Annotated in this window: 1 pseudogene; it reads left to right on the plus strand. The window is 57.5% G+C overall.

Annotated elements, in window-relative coordinates:
• Positions 1 to 344 precede the first annotated feature (344 nt).
• Positions 345 to 1422 (plus strand): annotated as a pseudogene (locus N181_RS08740) (AI-2E family transporter).
• The last annotated feature ends 694 nt before the right edge of the window (positions 1423 to 2116 follow it).

Raw genomic sequence — 2116 nt, forward strand, 5'->3', positions numbered from 1 at the left:
AAGGTCGACAACAGCTTATGACACGAATTTCGGATTCAGATGACTAGATCGCAACCGATTGACGAAACCTAGGTCAACCGATCAGGATCGGGCGGATGATGTCGGGATGTCGACAGCGCGATACCGGCAGCGGGCTTGGCGGCCAGGGGCCGCCCATCCAAGGATGCGCGACTCGTCGTAAGATGGGCCTAGAGGTACGTGAGACGATCGGCTGCGACGGAACAAGAATGGAGATACTCGATGATTCTGCGGCGGCTCGAACATCGCCGGCGATATGGCCACCCGAGCCGTTACTCGCGTTCCCCCGCTGTTAATTTAGCCGGAAGCAATAGGAAAGATTGGGCATGATACCTCTCGGTAAGCCAATCGAACAAATTCTCGGGGTCGGCGCCCTTCTTCTGCTGGCGTTCGGTTGCGCTCCGTCCTTCAGCCCTTCCTCTCAGCCATCCTGTGGGCGGCGGTGATATGTTTCTCGACATGGCCGGTCTACCAGAGGTGCGAGCGGGCAGTCGGTGGCAATAAAAGTCTGGCGGCCGCCGTGATGACGTTGCTGGTTGCCCTCGTTCTCGTCGCACCGTTCGCCGTGATGGTGCCGACGTTGACAGACAGCGTAAGCAACCTGCTCACGGCTGTGAACCAGATTCTCGAGCAGGGGCCTCCGGCGCCACCGCGTTGGGTCGCAGGACTGCCGGTCATTGGCGAGAACCTGGCTGCCTATTGGGAGAGCTTGGCCCACAATGCGCCCGCGTTCATCATTGAGCTCAAGAAGCTGATCGGCCTCGCCACAAACTTAGCAGTAGCCAGCGGAGCAGTGCTCGGCGCCGGGGCTGTTAGAACTCGGGCTGAGCGTATTCATCGCCTTTTTCTTCTTCCTTCACGGCCGGCGGATGGCAGCCTACGTGCGCGCAGTCGGCGAAAGATTCGCCGGCCCCCCGGGTCCGAGAGCTGCTCACGGTCGTGGGCGCGACGGTCAAGGGCGTCGTTTACGGCTTGATCGGCACGGCCCTCGCCCAGGCCGTCCTGGCCGGCATTGGTTTCTGGATCGCCGGCGTACCTCAGGCGCTATTGTTTGGATTCCTTACGTTCGTTCTGTCGTTTGTGCCGATAGACCCCCCTCTGGTGTGGGGCTCGGTGGCGCTAGGGCTTTTTATCCAAGGAGCCGTTTGGTGGAGCTTCTTCGTCGCAGCATGGGGATTGCTCCTCGTCAGCAGCATCGACAACGTCATCAGACCCTATGTCCTTGGCAAGACCGACAACCGACCCGTGTTGCTCGGCTTCTTCGGTTTCCTTGGCGGCGTCGTCGCCTTTGGATTCATCGGAATTTTTCTGGGGCCAACGCTGCTGGCGGTCGCCTACAGCCTCTTCCTTGAGTGGACCACCGCCGAAGTCGAGGAACGCAGGCACCCCACTGAGCAAATCTGATATCTCTTGAACTCTTGAAATTTCGAGGGTTTAACCGACACCTATCTCCCTCGCGTCTAATACGCAGGATAAAGTGGACCTCAATTAATGGCGTGGCCCCGGAATGGGGCGGCTCGTTGCAGTGCTGTTTTGTACAAGGGCGCGAGTGTGGCCCTTGTACCAGCTTGACCGTAACTTTACTCCCAAAATTTCCCCATGGGACAAGTAAAGTATCCTTGGGCGTGGTTTAATACCAGCGTCCTCGTCCGTAAAAGCCGCCGCCTAGCAGAATAACTATCAGAAGTATGATGAGAAGCGTGGTGATATCCATGTACGTCTCCCAGGAGTACCTAGCACGGTGCTTTTCTCGTAATTGCACTCCAACGTTCCATAACGTTTAGCACTCGGTTTTGTTCCATTTTGAGCTGCGCATGATACGCTGACGTGAGTTCGTTATCCTCGACACAACCAAGCTCACGAACGCACGTGATCGATCGACTCCTTGGCCCGGTGACGACGCCGACATAAAAGACACCAAAGGGGTCGGATGGACGCATGGCCACGAAACGAGGTGGCGACTCGGCCGGCCGGCGCTTACAGCGACACGGTCGTAGTGACGGTCACCTATTGAACGTCCAAAGGAGACTCAGTTGCATTGGAACAGTTGCCTGCAGCGCGACAACCAAGATGAGACGAAGCGTCAATCAAGATGAGA

Origin of the sequence: Sinorhizobium fredii USDA 205, from assembly GCF_001461695.1 — a bacterium.
Lineage (GTDB): Bacteria > Pseudomonadota > Alphaproteobacteria > Rhizobiales > Rhizobiaceae > Sinorhizobium > Sinorhizobium fredii.